The 17,271-nt window shown below is 52.2% G+C and carries 16 protein-coding genes; 2 read left to right on the top strand and 14 right to left on the bottom strand.

Features of this window, described 5'->3' with window-relative positions:
- Window positions 1–24 precede the first annotated feature (24 nt).
- Entirely contained in the window at window positions 25–966 is a 942-nt protein-coding gene (locus H8B20_RS13620) for an aromatic alcohol reductase (RefSeq protein ID WP_210623415.1), read from the top strand.
- 180 nt (window positions 967–1,146) lie between these two features.
- On the opposite strand, the gene H8B20_RS13625 is transcribed toward H8B20_RS13620, so the two are convergent.
- On the bottom strand, window positions 1,147–1,506 hold the full coding sequence (locus H8B20_RS13625; RefSeq protein ID WP_210623416.1) for a DUF6124 family protein: 360 nt from the start codon (window positions 1,504–1,506) through the stop codon (window positions 1,147–1,149).
- A gap of 626 nt (window positions 1,507–2,132) precedes the next feature.
- Here H8B20_RS13625 and H8B20_RS13630 point away from each other — a divergent pair.
- The gene (locus tag H8B20_RS13630; protein ID WP_210623417.1) at window positions 2,133–4,289 is read left to right on the top strand and encodes an AAA family ATPase; all 2,157 of its coding nucleotides are present in this window, start codon (window positions 2,133–2,135) and stop codon (window positions 4,287–4,289) included.
- Between the two features lie 756 nt (window positions 4,290–5,045).
- Here the strand turns inward: H8B20_RS13630 and H8B20_RS13635 are convergent.
- The 13 genes from H8B20_RS13635 to H8B20_RS13695 all read right to left on the bottom strand — a co-directional run bounded on the left by H8B20_RS13635 (window position 5,046) and on the right by H8B20_RS13695 (window position 17,207).
- Complete coding sequence (locus H8B20_RS13635) at window positions 5,046–5,828, bottom strand: hypothetical protein (RefSeq protein WP_210623418.1); 783 nt, start codon at window positions 5,826–5,828, stop codon at window positions 5,046–5,048.
- 95 nt (window positions 5,829–5,923) lie between these two features.
- A complete protein-coding gene (locus H8B20_RS13640) occupies window positions 5,924–7,102 on the bottom strand; it encodes an ATP-binding protein (RefSeq protein ID WP_228732694.1) in 1,179 nt (392 codons plus the stop codon).
- 444 nt (window positions 7,103–7,546) lie between these two features.
- Window positions 7,547–7,987 (bottom strand): tail fiber assembly protein, encoded by a 441-nt coding sequence (locus tag H8B20_RS13645; protein WP_210623420.1) that lies wholly within the window; start codon window positions 7,985–7,987, stop codon window positions 7,547–7,549.
- Between the two features lie 2 nt (window positions 7,988–7,989).
- Complete coding sequence (locus tag H8B20_RS13650) at window positions 7,990–9,054, bottom strand: gp53-like domain-containing protein (protein WP_210623421.1); 1,065 nt, start codon at window positions 9,052–9,054, stop codon at window positions 7,990–7,992.
- Complete coding sequence (locus tag H8B20_RS13655) at window positions 9,054–9,635, bottom strand: phage tail protein (RefSeq protein ID WP_210623422.1); 582 nt, start codon at window positions 9,633–9,635, stop codon at window positions 9,054–9,056. Before H8B20_RS13655 ends, H8B20_RS13650 begins: the two co-directional genes overlap by 1 nt.
- A complete protein-coding gene (locus H8B20_RS13660; protein ID WP_210623423.1) occupies window positions 9,628–10,749 on the bottom strand; it encodes a baseplate assembly protein in 1,122 nt (373 codons plus the stop codon). Before H8B20_RS13660 ends, H8B20_RS13655 begins: the two co-directional genes overlap by 8 nt.
- On the bottom strand, window positions 10,733–11,110 hold the full coding sequence (locus H8B20_RS13665) for a GPW/gp25 family protein (RefSeq protein ID WP_210623424.1): 378 nt from the start codon (window positions 11,108–11,110) through the stop codon (window positions 10,733–10,735). The genes H8B20_RS13660 and H8B20_RS13665 overlap by 17 nt, the downstream gene beginning before the upstream one ends.
- A 74-nt stretch (window positions 11,111–11,184) precedes the next feature.
- The gene (locus H8B20_RS13670; protein ID WP_210623425.1) at window positions 11,185–11,607 is read right to left on the bottom strand and encodes a hypothetical protein; all 423 of its coding nucleotides are present in this window, start codon (window positions 11,605–11,607) and stop codon (window positions 11,185–11,187) included.
- Window positions 11,608–11,634: 27 nt separating this feature from the next.
- On the bottom strand, window positions 11,635–12,168 hold the full coding sequence (locus tag H8B20_RS13675; RefSeq protein WP_210623426.1) for a phage baseplate assembly protein V: 534 nt from the start codon (window positions 12,166–12,168) through the stop codon (window positions 11,635–11,637).
- A complete protein-coding gene (locus H8B20_RS13680) occupies window positions 12,168–13,283 on the bottom strand; it encodes a phage late control D family protein (RefSeq protein WP_210623427.1) in 1,116 nt (371 codons plus the stop codon). Before H8B20_RS13680 ends, H8B20_RS13675 begins: the two co-directional genes overlap by 1 nt.
- Window positions 13,271–13,477, bottom strand: a complete 207-nt coding sequence (locus tag H8B20_RS13685; RefSeq protein WP_210623428.1) for a tail protein X — start codon at window positions 13,475–13,477, stop codon at window positions 13,271–13,273. Before H8B20_RS13685 ends, H8B20_RS13680 begins: the two co-directional genes overlap by 13 nt.
- The gene (locus H8B20_RS13690; RefSeq protein WP_210623429.1) at window positions 13,477–14,358 is read right to left on the bottom strand and encodes a phage tail protein; all 882 of its coding nucleotides are present in this window, start codon (window positions 14,356–14,358) and stop codon (window positions 13,477–13,479) included. Before H8B20_RS13690 ends, H8B20_RS13685 begins: the two co-directional genes overlap by 1 nt.
- Window positions 14,358–17,207, bottom strand: a complete 2,850-nt coding sequence (locus H8B20_RS13695) for a phage tail tape measure protein (protein WP_210623430.1) — start codon at window positions 17,205–17,207, stop codon at window positions 14,358–14,360. The genes H8B20_RS13690 and H8B20_RS13695 overlap by 1 nt, the downstream gene beginning before the upstream one ends.
- Between the last annotated feature and the right edge of the window lie 64 nt (window positions 17,208–17,271).

Raw genomic sequence — 17,271 nt, forward strand, 5'->3', positions numbered from 1 at the left:
CAGACGACGGATTCAGGAGACACCATGACCGAATCGACCCACCCTTCCCCACAATCCATTCTCGTACTTGGCGCCGGCGAACTCGGCCTGCCGGTTCTGCGCAATCTTGCGCGGGTAGCCAAGCGCTCGCCCGGCAGCACCATCAGCGTCCTGCTCAGGGATTCGACCATCAACACGCAAATCCCTGAGAAAAAGCGCGAAATCGATGAACTGCGCAGCCTGGGCATCCAGCTAGTCACTGCAGACCTGGTTAACGATTCCATCGATCAACTGGCCGAAGTGTTCGCAGCATTCGACACCGTCATAGGTTGCGCGGGCATGGTCGCGGGTCGGGAAACGCCGATGAAACTGGCAACAGCCGCGCTCAGGTCCGGCGTGAAGCGCTACTTCCCCTGGCAGTTTGGCGTCGATTTCGAAGTGATTGGCCGGGGCAGCCCGCAGGATCTGTTCGATGCGCAACTCGACGTGCGCGAGTTGCTCCGCGCCCAGGATAAAACCGAATGGGTGATCATCTCGACCGGCATGTTCACAAGCTTTCTGTTCGAGCCGGTCTTTGAGGTCGTCGATTTTGAGAACGACACCGTCAACGCCTTGGGCAGCCTCGAAACCAGCGTGACGCTCACAACACCGGAGGACATCGGCAAGCTGACAGCGGAAATCGTTTTCTTCGAACCGCGCTTTCGCAATGAGATCGTCTACCTGTCTGGCGACACGGTGACGTATGGGCAGGTGGCGAGCCTGCTTGAACGTGTGCTGGGGCGTCCGTTCACACGTAACGTCTGGACGGTGCCGCACCTGATGCAGGAACTGGAAAAAGACCCCACTCACCACATCAAAAAATACCGCGCCGTATTTGCCCAAGGCAAAGGCGTGTCGTGGCCTAAAGCGGGGACGTTCAACGAACAGCAGTCGATTCAGGTCACTACGGCGGAACAGTGGGCTCGGGACAACCTGGCAGTCGACTGACGCAAAGAAAGCAACCCTCCGCTCGCGGGTACAGAAACGCGTACATCGTCTCGACATTCATCGCGGCTGAAGAGCCAGCGCACTCCCACCTTGAAACACGCTCAAAGGTGGGAGCGAGCCTGCTCGCGAAGGCGCCAAAACGGACACCCAATCAAACAACAGGTGATCCCGAAACCCGCATCACCCCGGCAATTGCAAATTATCCAACGCCCGATTCACCGCCAACTCCCCGAGCATGATCAACTGCGCAATCCCCAACAACGCCCGACGCTGCGACGCCGGCAACAGACTGGCGACGTTCTGCGCGATGGTTTGCGCCGAAGCGAGTGTTTCACTGGCATCGATCAATAGTTCTTCGTTTTTGTTGTCTGCGGTTACCGCGTACATCCCACGGGTTTTGCGTGGGAGCGGCGTGGAACCGGGGGGACAGAGGTAATGGTCGAGGGCGCGGTCGGCGGCTTCGTGGAGTTTTTTTGAGTCGAGGGATTCGTAGGGGGAAACCGGATCGGTTTCGGGCGGGTTGGGTGTTGGTTTGATCATGGTGAAGCTCCTTGATTGTTGGAGCCGCCACATTTCGCTGCGAAACGAAGAGAGGTGGCAGCTGTACGCAGGTTCGCAGACCGGGAATCAAGGAACCCGGCATACCCTAAGGTATCCCGCGCACAGCCGCCATAAAGCACCGTTGCTAAAAATGGCAACGTTTCGGAGCGCTGTGCGCCTTGATTAATCCGGGCTGCGAAACCCGATCGCTGATTCGTCAGCGACCGAACCACAATAGAACCCGCCCCCTAGGCGCACAAGCCGGCGGATTCTGGCGTAGCTGTAGGCAAAGGCGCAAGGATGTGTAGCCTGAGAGAGTGTTTGTAGATGTCTTTTTAAACATTGGTGTTTATCGGGCCCCTCATCCCGTCTCGGATCCCTCAACAGATCCGTCCCCTTATGCCAGCCCCCTTATCGCACTTTGCACCTTGGAACCAGCCATTAGCGCGCTGACTAGGACATGCCTTGCGCGTCCCATATGTATCCCGCCACATTCCTCGCTTGCCTTTGGACAGGCCTTGATTCCCCCTGTCAAAAGACAAAGTGGCAGACATCCCCTTGCTCGCCTATGCTCCTCCTCGCCAACAGAGATGGCGCAAAGCCACTTAGCATTCTGGAGTTTCTTTATGATCACGGAATTGAATATAGATGGCGTCACCAGCTACAAATCCAAATCCACTTTTTCCCCAATTAATAAAACGTCGCTTATATACGGGCTAAACGGGGCAGGAAAGAGCACTATCTCCGAGTTCTTGTACAACCAAAACGCACCACAGTTTGTAAAATGCAGCTTAAAAACGAGCCAAGCTTGTGAAATTCTTGTATATAACCAAAGCTTTTTGAATGACTACTTTTACGAAGAGGATAATTTAAAAGGGATCTTCACCCTTTCGAAAGAAAACAAAGGTGCTCTCCAGCAAATCGAAGCTGAAACGAAAGAACTTGAGAAACACCTAACCGCTCAGCAAGAAAATGCGAGGTTAGCTGCCGAGACAGCCACAAAGCTCGAAGAAGCAAAGTCAAAGGCAAGTAGCAAGGTTTGGGAAATTAAGACAACCTTCTCAGGCGGTGATCGTGTTCTTGAGTTCTGCCTAGAAAGCTTGAAAAGAACGGAACTCCTTTTTCAACATATTGTCAGTGTACCGCTACCGGAAAACGCGCCTGACTATACGGTTGAAGATTTGAAAGCAGAAGCATCATCAATTGAGGGAGAAGGTGCAGCTTCATTCACAACTTCCCCTATCCTTTCTGCTGGGTGGCTGAGTATTGAGAGAGACTCATTATGGTCGAAGATAATTGTTGGCAGCCAAGAGGGGTCGGTTGCTGAATTCATTGCGAAAACTAAAAATTCTGACTGGGTGAAACAAGGACTTCAGTACATTTCAGATGACGAGGATCCTCAGGCCTGCCCATTTTGCCAGCAAGAAACAATTACGAAACACATCATTGATTCTATACGACATGTCTTCGACGAGGCCTACGAGCAAGATATTAAAGAACTGGAGTTAATCAAAATTCAGTATGAGACACTAACCTCCAACCTGAACATTCAAGACATTTCAAATTCTCCGCTTGCTAAAAAGGAGCTTATAGATGCTTGGACTATCGCCTGTGAAGCCTTACGGGCATCAATACGCGAGAACATCCTGCACATTAGTAACAAAACCAAAAGCCCGAGCACGCCAGTGGTACTTACCGATACAAAATCCACCGTCGATCTGATCAACGAATTGATCAAGAGTCTGAACAAGATTATTGACGCCCACAATGACAAACTGGCTAACAAGAAAAAAACCAAAGACAACATAAGATCTCGTTTCTGGACGCTGATGCGCTGGAATTACGACCAGACGATTTCTGCCTACTCTCAGTCAGCATCTGCACTAAAAGAAGAGACCAGTAAAATAAGCCAAACTTCCACCAATATAGGCTCAGACGTCACAGCATCTAGCGGTAAGATCGCAAATCTTAGAAAACAGACGGTAAATATTGAAGAATCAATTGAGAACATTAATTCCGGCTTGGTGGAAATTGGCATCGATGGATTTTCTGTAGTGCCATATGGTGATAATTTTTATCGAGTATCTAGAACTACCGATCAAGAAAATGCCTTTCACTCGCTGAGTGAAGGTGAGAAGACCGTTATCAGCTTTCTCTACTTCATGGAACTTTGCAAAGGACAGAAGACAGCCACTGCTGTACCGCAAGCCAAAGTTGTTGTGATTGATGACCCCATTTCCAGCCTTTCTCATTTATACGTTTTCAACATCGGACAACTGATTAAAAAGTATTTCATCAATGATGAAATCTACAAACAGGTCATTGTACTCACTCATAGCTTGTATTTTTTCTATGAGCTGACTCACACAAACCATCAAACGCGCACGGACACTCAGCACCTATTCAGGGTTTTCAAAAATACAAACGGGAGTTTCGTAATCCCAATGAAATATGAGGAGATTCAGAATGACTACCAATCGTACTGGTCAATCATAAAAGATCAGGCATCGCCACCTGCCCTGATTGCTAACTGCATGCGAAATATCGTTGAATATTTTTTCAACTTTGTTCAAAAGAAAGACTTCAATAATGTTTTTCAAAAACCCGCTCTACAGACTGATAAATTCACGACTTTTTACAGATATATGAATCGAGAATCACATTCCTTGGGCCAGAATATTTTTGATATAAAGGAGTTTGACCACGAAGCTTTCAAAGACGGCCTGAGGTTGATTTTTGAAGAATGCGGCTACTCTGAACACTATAAAGCCATGAGCAAATAGCTAGACATTAGAGAGATCTAACCTGAGGCGGACCGCGAACATTTAGTCGGCGGCCCGCCATTCTACAAGTCTTATTAAACTCTTTTTCCGCCATAGCGCGCTCGACATGCGTGAAGAAAAGCGGAGAATATGGACGGATTTATTTTGCCGAACGGCAGCGGGGATTGGCTCAAGACCTCGGCGGTCGCCCAGATCAAAGGTTTTTTATAAATCATCGGCCGCACAAGGAAAAATCGATATAAACCGAGCAAAATACGTGATGATGAACTCGAACGGATTCACTTTACGTTTTACAAAGGTTTTTTACCCATTGCATAAAGCGGACAATTTCATGAAAAATGCCTGTCATTTAAGTTTTTCGGTAGTTAAAGTCGTTTGAAGGTGCTCGCTCCCATTCTAACAAATGGCTCTATTAAGGAACTAAGCAACTCTGACTATCGACCGACCACTTTAGCCAATAGTGTTCGAAAAAAGGGGACGGATCTATTTTTCAAAACATAGATCCTTCCTTGTTCCAAAAAACTGCACAAAGCATAGCGAGCAATTCCGAATCAGCCCCCCTTTTCCCAAAGTAACCTTTTCATGCTTTTTCCTGGGGTAAGATTCGGCGGTAGTCTGGAAGATAATGACTAGGCGGCGAGCAGACCAGTGCTACCAGAATTGAGGCAGCCTGAATCATTGGGGTGCGGAAAGCGTTCTGTGTAAACAATGGACTAATTTACATTCCGGAATAAATCAGACCTTGCATCTACAGTGTCACTCCACCATACGCCTAACAAACGCCACTAACGCACCGACTACCAACCCAAAAATCGCCATATTCTTAGCTGTAACCACTATGGCTTCTTTCGCTATTGCTCGCATTTCTTTTTCTCCGGGCATAGTTGGATTAACACCGACCAAAACCATATTTTTGGATAGAATCAACGCCCTATTCAATACCCAAACCACTATAATCCGCTGAAAGTGTTCAGTTATATTTATCCCAAAGTAACAAAACAAACCCAACCCTACGACCATCGACGCCAATGTAGCTTCGTACCCTATGGCCTGGGCAGAAAATACGGCTTTCATTTGTAGCAACTTTTCGGATGTATCAATGTGATATGCAATAAAGAGAGGGAACAGTATAGAGAATGGTATTAAAACCTTTTTGTTGATCTCCATACTTCGCTTTTTGTCTTGAAGAGCATTTCCGATGGCTGCCAAAAAACCCAACGAAAGAAACATAGCCGGAGCTGCAAACGATAAAAATTCGGAAAAGAAAAACTGTAGCATCAGCAAAAACAGAAACAGAAAATTAACAATTTTATAAATCCCACTCGATACGTTTGAAAGCCTAGCCCGTTTGACTCCTGGCCAAATCTTTTCCAAAAAATTATTTATTTTTATTTGAATAGCATAATTTCTAAGGAATTCCTCATTCTCAATAATTTCGGGTAGATTATCTAAAATTACGCTAATTAACTTTAACTGGTACGCTGCGTAGGCAATCACACCCACTAGCACGGTATATCCCGTGGCTATTATCCAAAGCATTTGGTTACCCTAAATCCCTTTATATATAGGTCAAAAGCATCTGCGCCTCTACTTCCACCCTGACTTTCTCGACACCCCTCCTAATCAGGAGCTTTTTATACTTGAAACTTTCGGCGCTGGACCTTTTCTGCTGAGTCTGTATACAACATAAGCTTTATGCACATGATGAATCGAGGGTCCTTCACCGAGTAACCACCAGTGTGCTCATTTTTTAAGATAAGGGGACTTGATCCCCCTGTAAGGTCAGCCAAAATTGACCCTATGCCCATGTTGGTATTGGGTACAGTTCGAGGGAAATTCTCTCTCACAAGCCTATCGATGTCACTTGAGTCGAATTCGTGTCTTTTAACCTTAGCAATGCAGTAAATCACCTGATTACGTCGTGCAACGGTGGTTTCACGGCTATTTAGATTCTTTTCTACAACAGAATAGGCATGCCGTAATCCAGCCGTCAGCCATGCAAGATCAGCTTCTTGGAGCGTCTTCGGAATATACGTCCACTTATTGTCTTGGATCGCGTATGCAAGGTGCTCACAGAATTCGTGGACGCGCTGCGCGATGCCCAGGGTTACATCCGATACATGCTCCGATATCTCAATTAGCGAGGCCCCGGAGAGAGGTATCTGCAGATGCGCAAATCCTTTACTCACGATTTCACGCACTTGACCTGAATCAAGGCCACCTACTTTTTGAATTTCTTGCAATCTATTGGCGACGGATTCTGCGTTTTTTATTTCACGAAAGTATTGGAGAACCCCATTAGGAACCCCAACAACTAGAAAATTTATGTTGCACTCGGCGTATCGACTGTCATCCAAAAGAATGATGATGTTCGACAACTCATCCATCAGTTCCTCGGAACTGAATATCGATTCTAGATTGTCCAACACGATAATTTTTTTTGCATTGTTCGCAGATGCGTACAGCTTAAAGGCTTTGAGTAATGGTTCTTCTTGGGTGACGTCGTAACGATCACTCTGTTTCAGCCCACCTTTTAGAAAAGCCGCAGAAAGCTCCGCCACTTTCTCGACGTTGTAACCCAGACTTACGGCCGTACCTGGAGCTATGAGGCAGTTGCAAATTTCAGCAGTTAGAGATTTGATGCGTGCAGCATTCGCGCAATTGACGGTCACGTAGGTGATCCTGTCATCTTCAAGAACCTTTTTGTAAAGCCAGGACTTGCCGTTGCCACTTTCACCAAAAATGAGCGTATGGGAATTTCGCTTGAATGCACGCGATAGCTCTAGCTCAAGCCTTGGCCGATGCACATACATGTTCACGTTTACTTCGCTGCGCCGAGGCGTAAATACCTCGGTTATCTCTTTCCTAAGCAACATAGAAGTCCATCAGTGATGTGACGGGGCAGCACGGGCTCACCCAAGGCTTGTGGCCGCATACTACTAGATATCCACCATGGCCAAAATGGGGACGGACCAAAATGCGACGCAAAATTGGGGCGTGGCTACTTAGCATAAAACAGACCGGTTCATATTTTTCTGATCCTGACCGAAAGCGACCACAAGCATTCTTTGCTTACGCGTACTTCTCTTTCCCAAATCCTTCTGAGCCAGTCGTCCCAGAACGGACTACCTTGGTAAAACAGCAAAACTACTAAATCCCCCCACCACTCACGGCCTCGTGATGCCGAGCGCGAAAAATCTGCGTCCTAACGTGAGATAAATTGGCCTACATTCTTTTGCACCAGTTGCAACAGAATATCAAAATTCCCCCTGCAGCCATGATGACGCAATAGGACGATGCTCACTCAATGGAAAGTCTGTACTTTGCGGCCAGTCGCGCAACTTACGGCGGAAGGCCTGCAATTCCGTGTACTGGTCGACCGTGATTGAAGTCGCGTCGCCGTTCTCGATCTCGTCGCGGTGCCTTGAAACCAGCGGATCGGTGAGGGACAGCTGCGCATCGCGCCAGGCGCGCTCCGCTTCGACTAGCGCCACAGCATCGAGCGGCGGCGGATCAACCAGCACCGGCTGACCATCGGGTCTGGACGACATTATTTTTGGGCTAACCTCCAACTCATCCAGCAGCGACTGCCAAACACTTTCCGACACTTCGATAACGTCCGCTGGCATGTTCGCGCCATGAATCTCAGGGCGATAAGCCCCACACATAGACGGACTGAAAAATACAATTTTGCCCATGTTCAATTCCCCAAAGCTCGCCAAAAAACTTGCCACCCTGACGCTGCCCCCCCCGTGTTTTGCACGCGAAGCCTGCAGCCGGTCAGCGTGAAGTTGGCATCCATCACCGCATGCATCAAGGACGAAGAGCCGAAGTGCGTTGGCGTGACATTGCGCACCCCGTTGGGAAACGGGATAGGGAATGTGACATAGACATAGCCGTTCGCATCCGTTACGCCGACGCCCCACTGCTCAATAAGGCCGTTAGCATTTTTGGCCCATCCCGAGCCAGAAATGCTCGAAGCAAACTCCGCTGAGTATTTCAAGGCGGAGACACCTTCCTCAAACACCCAATTAATTTCGCCACATACCAGAACACCAAACGACCCTGCCGGGATATTGATGCTGTTCCCGGTCTTGGAGAGAGCCACGATAACATCCGCCCCCTGTCGGCTAACCACGATGTCACCAGGCGACGAGTTCTGAATGTAAAACTTTGACCCGATAGGACTGGAATTCAGCGGCGGAAGCGTCCACGCACCTGGAAGTAAGCCGGAAATTCGGCGGCCAGCCATTGCTGGCGTTAACGTGGCAGCTGACGTGCTAATCGTTGTTTGCCCACTGAAGTTTCCCAGAGCGCGCTGCACAAACTCAGTCGTTGCAAGTGATTTGTCGTTATCAAACTGGGGGGCTGTAAGCCCCTCTGGAAGGTCATTAGGGGAAAGCGCCGAACCGCCAGTGACAAGCCCTTTTGAGTTGACAGTCACTCTCGGCCAGGCGCCAGCCGTTACGCCGCTGTTTGCCAGGGTCAGCGCAATTTCAACGTCAGCGCTCCCGTCAAAGCTACCGCTGCCTGTGGCGGCACCCTTGAAATTCAAGGCGCGTGGTGTTGCCAGTTTGAGTGCACTACCAATAGAGGTGACTCCATCGACGATCTTACTTATTTGATCCTTGAGCCACTTCGTCCGGTTCGCCAACTGCTTACCTTGCAAGTTGTCGATACCTTCCGGTCCACCCAACACTGGGTCGGATGTCTCAAGCTGGTAGATGCCTTCCGGCCATTCATTTACTTCAGGTAAATCAGCCATCAGCTGCTCCCATGGTTGTATTGGCCATCGCGACGCGCAAACCCGTTATGCCTGATAGCCACTGACTGATAGTCCAGGGACACCAAGCGGCAACGCGTTGGGGCGACGGAAAGTAAAAGGCGGCGCAAAAGCGCAGCCTGGTCATTGGTGATGGCGCGCTTGAGAAAGACTCGATAGAGGGGCCATGAACCAGGATCACCATGAACATGGTTTCCACCCCTGGTGATCGATCCATCGCGCACTTGGTTGTTAAGCCCTTCCTGAATCGTCACCTCGCCAAATCCCAACAAGCGGATAACCTCACGAATAGCCCAAGGCGTACCTTTGAATCGATGCAGCTCGGCCGAACTCTTGATCAGGTCACGCTTTGCATCTTCAGACTCGGCCAACAACCAGGCGGCCTCGTCGATGAGAGAGAACTGATCGGCCAGGACGGGAAGCAGTCGCGGCTTCACCAGATCGACGAGGTAAACCAACATCGCGTTGATATCCAGGCTATCCAACGTCTCGTCGAGCAGCTCAGAGAGCAATGCGAAACGCTCATCGCTGGCCAGCGCTGGCGGCAGTTGCTGCTTAGCCATAAGCCACCCCAGCGTCCTCTAGCAGGATCGACGTGCAATTCGCCCATTCGTTGCCCGCCAGTTCGCGCAAGGCGTTCGGGAACTCCAAGTCAGCCTGATAGACACCTTTCACCTGCAACAGCGCTGTCAGTTGTTCCCGCACAAGATCACGGCCGAGCCCTGCACGACGTTCAACTGCATACGCATCAGCCGCCGCTTTTGCCGCCTTCATAACTTCAGTGCGATCTGCTGTGTTGTAAAAGGTGATGCGTGCTTTGATCTCGTAGGTGACTTCGATTGGTACGTAGGCGTGTACGGTGTCGCACAGAGGGCGTACTTTTTCGCCAGAGACCTGGCTCTTAATCCGCTGCAGCAGATCGTCCGTTGGCAAGCCGGTACTGGTAAGTGGGAACAAAGCCACGTGACCATCCGGCTGCCCTTCGTCTGGTCCATGCACGGCGACATCGATGATCGATTGGTGCACCGCCAGTGCGTGGTAGCGATAGGCGCCACGGCTGCCGGCATTGCTGAAGGCTTCAGGGGCCAGGATGATCCGCTCGCGGTAGCGGTCGTTATCTTCGTCCTCGGCCCCCTCGGCGGTCACACTGGTGTTTGTTGCCGTCAGACCTGCTACAGGTGAGTTACCGATGCTGCTGATCTGGCCAACGGCCCAGCCGTTGCCAACCACACCGGCTGCAAGACAGGTAGCAGTGGTGTTTACCTGAGCTTGGCCTGCCGGAATAGTCGCATCCTGGTCAGTGAGAAAGGTAATCTTGGCGTCTTGGGTGCTGACCCGAGTGCCGGCACGAATCAGCAAAGGTTGCTGCAGTACGGTTGGCATGTTGAAGCGTATCGGGCAACGTGCTGGGGCAGCCAACAGCCTAGGGGTTGCAACCAGTTCGCCCAAGTAATCCAAAATCGGAGCATCCGCAAAGCGCACCAGGAGCTGCTCCCCGGCATTCTGAATGGACATATCCGACAGCGTCTTGGCATAGGCAATCAGGTCGATAAAGAGCCGTTCGACCTGGGCTGGATACAGGGTTTTCCCTGACTTTGACTCATAGCGAGCAATCAAAGCGGCTTCCGTAGCAGCCGGATCGATCTCGACAAACACAGGTTTAGGCAGCTCGCGCATAGGGCACCTCGGTCAACTGGGCGACACCATCCGCTACACGCCACTGCACCCGCACTCTGATCTGCGCTCCTTCGATCTGCACCTTTACCTGCACGACTGAAATACGTGTTTCCCAGCGACGTAATGCGTCGACCGTTTCACGCACCAAGTGCGGCGTCACTCGGTTAACAGGCCAGTCGATATATTGATGTAGGTCACTGCCAAAGTCCGGCCGATGGGCGTCAGCGCCCTTGGGCGTGGTGAGGATGATGCGTATGGATTGGTCGATGTCGCGCAGGCCCTCGACGATCTCCCCGGACGTACCGAGGGCGGGCTGCCAGTGGGCGGCGGTGATGCTGGTGTAAGGAGTGGGCGTCGTCATGCGCCCATAGTGCGAAAGCCTGCTGGCGCAGGCTTTTAATCGAGTTTAAAGACGGAGTTTGAAAAGCGCCTTCACTAGCTTTCGGCTGGAGCTGAAGAGCTCAGAATTTTCGGAGACAGTTTCATCCATTCCTCAGGTAGGTCGTGTTCAAAGTTACAAACCAAGAGATGCCGTATTTTTCCGGACTCAAGTTTTTCAAGAAGCCTGTCACTAACATGAAAGGCAACGACCACCTCGTAGGAGGCGTACTTATCAAAGGTTCGCTCCGCCTCCAGGCTATAGATGACATTGCCAACCTTGATTTGCTCACCGTTCTTTAGCTTATTCATGGATGTGGAGTCAAAAGTCCCACGAAGAAATTCGTTAGCAAGTGTTTTGGCGACAATAAAAATATGGACATGGTGTCCTTCCTCAAGCCGACCACTCGCAAATGCCAGCGCTGCCTTTTTTTCCTCTGCTGTTAGCTGCTCTGATGAATAGTAATATCGTTCAGTCATTGGACTTCCTTTGTCGAGTTTGGGGGATCAATGAGTATGGTGGTTTGAGTTTCCGCCTTCGTCGATGATAGACCCGGTAACGCCAACATTGCCATTGACCTGCAGGTTCCCGTTCAGCGTAACTACCGGAATGTCCAGAGTCGCCGAAGGAGCCTTCACCACCACCGGCTCGGCGGCTTCAACGGTGATGTTTCGACCGCACTTCACAAGCAATGCCCCCACGCAATCCAGCGTCATCACCCCGGCCGCACGGTCGTAGGTGGAGATCGTACCGTCACTGAAGCGCACATAGTCTGTATCTTCATCAACCACAGGCGGTGGCTCGGCGGTCGAATATATCCCGCCCAGATAAACACCACCCACACCGTCCGAATCCAGCAGCACCGCAACCTGTTCATTCAGCTCGGGCATCAGCGGCCGGCGCTGCGTGCCCTGGGTGTTACGTTGCGGCACGTTGAGCCAATAGCTTTCAACCCCGTCGCGGTCGTCCAGGCGCACTCGGATACGGCAAGTCATGTGATCCACGGCGCTGACTTCGCCGTACTCCAGTTCAACAGCCATCAAGCCACCACCTCACGCTGAATGCCATAAGTCGACAGCGCCAGGTCTGGCTTTGTACTGTCTTGTGTCATCGAGATCGAGGGCGCAGAAATGCGACAGACCGACTGATCCACTGTGTAACCGCCGCTGCGGGTCATTCGGTGCTGCGCGGACATGATCAGATAGTTGCCTCCCAACATGCCCGCTGCGGCCAAAGTCACGATTTTACCGCTGACCAGGTTCGGGCGACCCATGGCGGTCCAACTGCCAGTAGTTCGCTCGCGATTAGCCTTGGCTAGTTCAGCCTTGGCTTTTGCTTTGGATTCTTCGGCCGAGGCGCTGCGCTTGCGGCTCTTCTTTGTGTCACCACTGGTGGTGGCCTTACTCACGCTACTGGGTACAGCGACAGTCTTGCCCTCGTTGTCGATCTTGTAAGCGATCAACTGCTTCTTCGCCGGCTCCTTGTGCTTGACCTCTACAGCTTGAGGCACACTCTTGATAGTGTCGCGCAACCTCACGCTGGCCAGATCCTGAAGCACCTGAGTTGCTACCGGCGATCCTTTGGCCAGCTCACTGATAGCGTGGAAGACCATCCGGGTGCCGGTGACCTTGAATGCATAGTCGTATTCGCCAGCAAGGTTGCGCAGGAAGGTCAAGTCGGACTCTTGCTGGGTCAATCGGTCGAGTTTGATCGGTTCGATGCTGCCAATTAGCTCCAGGCCTTGACGGTCAGCCACCTGCTTGGCAATGGCATCCAGCGTGGTGCTTTCGTATGCACGATGCTCGGTGGTACGCAATGACGCCTTGATGCCGGTGGCCAACGCGTGAATGGTGATGGTCGACGGTGGGCAATTAAGCTCAACCTCATCAATCTCAAAGCGGCCTAGCGTGCGCAGCGATTCGCCTTCCCACCCAATGGCCAGGGACAAGGTATCACCGTGACCTGGATACCAGGCGTCACGCCATTTGCCCTCGGTATCCTCCAGTTCGACCTCCAGACTGTCAGCCTCACCAGTGAGAAAGTCTGAATACGTTAGTGAAAGCAGGTGCTGGCTGACATTGCGAGTGATATTGCTCTGCTGGTAGGTCAGTACAAAACGCGCTTCCGGCACCTGTTTTGGGGTCATCGCATCCATGGTGGCAGATCCTCTGTCGTCGCCACGGGATCAAGTAGCGGGATGGCCAACGTCAACCCAGCCGGTAAGGCGCTGGTGATAGGCACATGCATGTTCGCCTGAACGATCGGTGAATACCGATGTGCGTCTCCGTAGTACTTCCACGCCAGTTGATCCCAACGCTCTCCTTCGGTCGTGACATGGGTAAGAAACATTAGGCTTTCCTCGTCAGAACCTGTGCCGCCAGCCCTGCAAGGCGGGTGCTGGCACCATTCATGGTGGTGAGCGCTTGGTCTAGCGACTCGCGGGACGAGGTAAATCGGTCCACGATGTTGCCCAGGTCAACTGGATTGAGCGCGGATCGAGCTCCCATCACACTGCCTAGTACGTCCTCACCTAAACGCGACAGATCGGCACCATCTTTGAGCAGGCCCGCAGCTGCCGTAAGTCCTTGCAACGGCTCAATGGCCCTTGCGGTGACGCCGAGCAACTGGGGAACCTGGCCGAGGATCATGGAGGCGTTACCGCTCTTGATCGTTTCATACAGGTTCTGGCCAGCTTTCAGCATATTGCCGGCTGTTTTGGCGTGACCAATCACTGCCTGGACGGTGCTGGGGGATGGCATCAGTCGCGAGACAAGTCCGGGCGATCCTGCAGCAGCTGCAGGTGTGCCGCTCAACGCTGTATCGAGTAGACCCGGCCGAGCAACCTTGCGCGTGAACGCTCCGGTGTATTCCTTCAGGCTCAGCTGAACCGTAGCTGAGTTGATCTGGCCCGTAGCCGTTGCGCGGCGGATGTTGTTACCAATGTTGGTGATGACATAGGCGCCCAGGTACTCGCCGGAGCCCATTACAAACGCCAAGGGTTCGTGCTTGGTCTTAGCCAGGCGCAGTGCCCGCAGTCTTTCGTCGGGATCGCCTAAAACAGGGTGCAGTTCTATGGTCAGGTTGCACTCATCAAGCCCTTCACCAACCCACTCAAGCAAGGGTTTGCCTTGTATGCGCGCATGCTCGGCCCAATCGGCCGAGCTGCTTTGATCCATGCCGGTGATGCCGCCAGCAACGGTAAATTCGATATCGCCCAGGATGGCAAACATCAAGCCAGCCCTCCATCAGACGGGCCATAACTACGACGGCGTTTGTCGTGCATGTAACGATCCATCATTCGCACAAACTCGGAGTAACCGGCTTGCAGCCCCTGTTGAACCTGCTGTTGAGTGTCGGCGCCGCCAGGCACGGTGATTTGAGGGGAGAAGTGAAACACGGGCTGACCACCAGCGCCTGGAGAACCAGCAGAGGGCACGCCGCCACTGTCGCCCATCATGCTCGCCCGGGAGACATGAACCGGGTTCGGTGGGGCGAGATCGACACCCGACTGCGCAGCCATGCCGAGTGCAGCCTGACGGACCAAGCCAGCCTGCGCACTAATGCCGATGGCCGCACCTTCGCTGATGTTTGCCCGAGAGACATGAACCGGGTTCGGTGGGGCGAGATCGACACCCGACTGCACAGCCATGCCGAGTGCAGCCTGACGGACCAAGCCAGCCTGCGCATTAATGCCGATGGCCGCACCTTCACTGATGTTTGCCCGAGAGACATGAACCGGGTTCGGTGGGGCGAGATCGACACCCGACTGCGCAGCCATACCGAGTGCAGCCTGACGGACCAGGCCAGCCTGCGCACTGATGCCAATGGCCGCGCCTTCGCTGATGTTCGCCCCATACCCCATGAACACGCGGCTCGGCGACTGGATGCCAAGCGTCTCTGTGAACCAACCTTTTACTGAAGAGCCGATGCCAATCACGCTGTCCTTCAGTGAACTGGCCATATTGCTTATGCCGTTGACCAGGCCCGTGACAATCATGCCGCCGAACTCGCTGAACTTGCCGGGTAATTCAACGCCGAAATAATTCATCACGGCAGCAAACGCACGGTAGAAAAGACCAACCGGAGAAAAGTTGACGATCAATGCGGTGATGCCTGCAAGCCCACCACTAAAGCCGGCTTTGATCTCGCCCCAAAGCCCGACGAAGAACCCTTTGATAGGCTCCCAATAGCGGTAGATCAAATAAGCTCCGAGCGCGATACCCGTAATCAGTAAGCCGATGGGATTCATCAGCAGAGCTCTTCCAAGCCAAAGGATGGCTTGGCCAGCAAGTTTCAGCCCGAACAACAGCGTGCCACCGAGGATCTTGCCCAGGAACAAACCGCCCCGTGCCACCATCATCAACGGTGTTCCCAGAGCCATCGTGATGCCGCGCAAGAAGGAGCCACTGTACTTGGCCACCGTGAGCAACCCACTGCCGATCCGGGACAGACCAGAAACCAGCGGGGTGAATTTTCCCATTTGCCACATAGCACGCAGCAGGGTCCACTTCGCAGAAAGTGTTTTTATGGTCGTGGAAATAGCCACGAACGGCGACAGCACCAGGTTGGCTCCGTAGGCAACACCAATGAACGCCAGTTTGCTGAGTAGCAATCCACTGACCAAACCGACGACACCTTTGATCAGTGCAGGGTTTTCACCGGCCCAGGTGGCGAACGACTGCATCACCGGTATGATTGCTTGGGTAACATCGACAAGAGCAGGTAAGAGCACGCTACCGACGGTTATTCCAATCTCCGATAGATTAATCGTTAGCGCTTTCAGCTGCTCCTTCGGGCTTTCCATGCGCTTTTTCCAATCAGCATCACCAATTCCCTTGTCGGCGTCGTCGATACTGGTTTGTTGTATTCCACTTAGATCTTTGCGGTTTGCCATGGCGGGCCGGACGAAAGAAAGCACCTGCATGTCGGCAAACAGCTCACCCAATTTGTAGGCTTCGTTCAACCGTTTCAGAGCTATTTCTCGCTCGGCATCGTCCTTGATAGCCATTGCTTTTTGAAACTCACCCGTGGCTTTTGGACCTTTGCTCCCAACATACTGAGTAATCACTTCAAGCATTGCCTGAACTGGGGTAAGCCCTTTTCCGACTAAATTCTGCATGCTCGCTTGAAGGTTAATTCCCGCGCCTTCGAAGGACTTCAACGTATCCTTGGCAGTGAGCTTGGATAAAAAGTTTTTGAAGTTGTTGGCTGCCTCGTCGTTGCTCCCGGCACCGCGCCGCGCAATTTGAAGGGAAGCCCCAATCTCTGCTACGGCTCGCTCGCCCGTGATACCCAAAGCGGCGAACTGGGGAGTCAACTGAGGAAGCCATTTGGCCATATCAGCTAGTTCGAATTGTCCGTTTTTTCCTGCGGAAGCGAGCATATTCATAGAGCGCTCAAACCCTGATGCTCCGATTCCCAAGTTGTCATTGAGCGCGATTGCGACAGAGCCAAGGTCATCCATGCTGGCTCGTGTTGCAGTCGCGAACTTGGACATTAGAGGTGCATAGGCTTCAAGCTCTTTAACGTTAGAAATTCCTCCGGCGATCAGAACTTGGGCGCCTGCCGCCACTTCCATTTGAGTTTGATTCCACTTCAGAGCAGAGCTTCGAAGGACATCACCTAGGCGCTTCTCTTCAGCTGCATCAAAACCACCGGTAATGGCGATGTCATTGGTCCGGTCCTTGAAGTCAATTGCGGTGCGCATCGACTGAACAACTGGCGCCCCAATTACAGCTCCGGTGCCAATAGTTTCCATGGCTTGGCCACGCAGCTCACCACGCTTGTTCTTGAGAGTTTCGCCACGGGCGATGCTGATATTCAGGCGGTCCTGTTTGACCTTGAGTTGATCAATTGTCCGCCCAACTTGATCGTACTGCCGACGCATACGTTCGATGCCAGTACCGCCACGCGCCAGGGACGCGGCAAGTTCGGTTCCGATAAGTTTCTGCTTGGCAGTCAAGCCATCAGTCGCCCGGCCGAGCTGTTGGACTGTCGATCTGGCCGAACCGAATGCACCGCTCAGGGTGCCAGAGACCGCAGCCCCGATCCTTAATCCAACCCGAACTTCACTGGCCATAAATTTCTCTACGAGGGATGACTATTGCTAAGGCCGCCCTCCATTGCAGAAGGCGGCGTATTGC

The sequence above is a fragment of the Pseudomonas sp. P42 genome (assembly GCF_017973755.1).
In the GTDB taxonomy this organism is placed as follows: Bacteria; Pseudomonadota; Gammaproteobacteria; order Pseudomonadales; family Pseudomonadaceae; genus Aquipseudomonas; species Aquipseudomonas iridis.

Bases quoted from the DNA above. Each gene is read 5' to 3' on its own strand.
- H8B20_RS13650 (WP_210623421.1), bottom strand. From the start codon at position 9,054: ATGGCTGATTTACCTGAAGTAAATGAATGGCCGGAAGGCATCTACCAG.
- H8B20_RS13655 (WP_210623422.1), bottom strand. From the start codon at position 9,635: ATGGCTAAGCAGCAACTGCCGCCAGCGCTGGCCAGCGATGAGCGTTTC.
- H8B20_RS13680 (WP_210623427.1), bottom strand. From the start codon at position 13,283: ATGGATGCGATGACCCCAAAACAGGTGCCGGAAGCGCGTTTTGTACTG.
- H8B20_RS13690 (WP_210623429.1), bottom strand. From the start codon at position 14,358: ATGTTTGCCATCCTGGGCGATATCGAATTTACCGTTGCTGGCGGCATC.
- H8B20_RS13670 (WP_210623425.1), bottom strand. From the start codon at position 11,607: ATGACTGAACGATATTACTATTCATCAGAGCAGCTAACAGCAGAGGAA.
- H8B20_RS13625 (WP_210623416.1), bottom strand. From the start codon at position 1,506: ATGATCAAACCAACACCCAACCCGCCCGAAACCGATCCGGTTTCCCCC.
- H8B20_RS13665 (WP_210623424.1), bottom strand. From the start codon at position 11,110: ATGACGACGCCCACTCCTTACACCAGCATCACCGCCGCCCACTGGCAG.
- H8B20_RS13630 (WP_210623417.1), top strand. From the start codon at position 2,133: ATGATCACGGAATTGAATATAGATGGCGTCACCAGCTACAAATCCAAA.
- H8B20_RS13695 (WP_210623430.1), bottom strand. From the start codon at position 17,207: ATGGCCAGTGAAGTTCGGGTTGGATTAAGGATCGGGGCTGCGGTCTCT.
- H8B20_RS13685 (WP_210623428.1), bottom strand. From the start codon at position 13,477: ATGTTTCTTACCCATGTCACGACCGAAGGAGAGCGTTGGGATCAACTG.
- H8B20_RS13675 (WP_210623426.1), bottom strand. From the start codon at position 12,168: ATGGCTGTTGAACTGGAGTACGGCGAAGTCAGCGCCGTGGATCACATG.
- H8B20_RS13620 (WP_210623415.1), top strand. From the start codon at position 25: ATGACCGAATCGACCCACCCTTCCCCACAATCCATTCTCGTACTTGGC.
- H8B20_RS13635 (WP_210623418.1), bottom strand. From the start codon at position 5,828: ATGCTTTGGATAATAGCCACGGGATATACCGTGCTAGTGGGTGTGATT.
- H8B20_RS13660 (WP_210623423.1), bottom strand. From the start codon at position 10,749: ATGCGCGAGCTGCCTAAACCTGTGTTTGTCGAGATCGATCCGGCTGCT.
- H8B20_RS13640 (WP_228732694.1), bottom strand. From the start codon at position 7,102: ATGTATGTGCATCGGCCAAGGCTTGAGCTAGAGCTATCGCGTGCATTC.
- H8B20_RS13645 (WP_210623420.1), bottom strand. From the start codon at position 7,987: ATGGGCAAAATTGTATTTTTCAGTCCGTCTATGTGTGGGGCTTATCGC.